Source organism: Halalkalibacter sp. APA_J-10(15), from assembly GCF_023017105.1.
Lineage (GTDB): Bacteria > Bacillota > Bacilli > Bacillales > Bacillaceae_D > Halalkalibacter.
This window is the reverse complement of sequence record NZ_JALKEV010000078.1, coordinates 1-299: the sequence shown is the minus strand read 5'-3', so window position 1 is coordinate 299 and position 299 is coordinate 1. Positions and strand designations below refer to the sequence as shown.

The following is a 299-nucleotide window of genomic DNA, read 5'->3' as shown; positions in this document are numbered from 1 at the left end:
GTCCCAATCAGGTTGTCAAAGGCTCTTTTCACTTTGACAATCTGATTGGGATGTGGAACACTCCATGAATGGTTGTTGTGCAGAAAAAACTTAATCTTTTGGTGTCCGGAATCTTGACATAGATCCAACGATAATTTGGAAATAAAGCATTCTTTACTTTCCACCACTTACTTCTATCAGCTATTTCGCTTAAAAAACTAAAGATATAACCAATAAAAGTTGCGACTGGAAGAAAGCGAACAAAAGAATTTTTCCCTAGCAATGGAGTAGTTAACCAGGGAATAACTAATGTACTAAAG

At 36.1% G+C, this 299-nt stretch carries 1 pseudogene; it reads right to left on the bottom strand.

The features are described from left to right. Positions 1-28 precede the first annotated feature (28 nt). Positions 29-299 (bottom strand): annotated as a pseudogene (locus tag MW695_RS22340) (hypothetical protein); the annotation flags it as partial.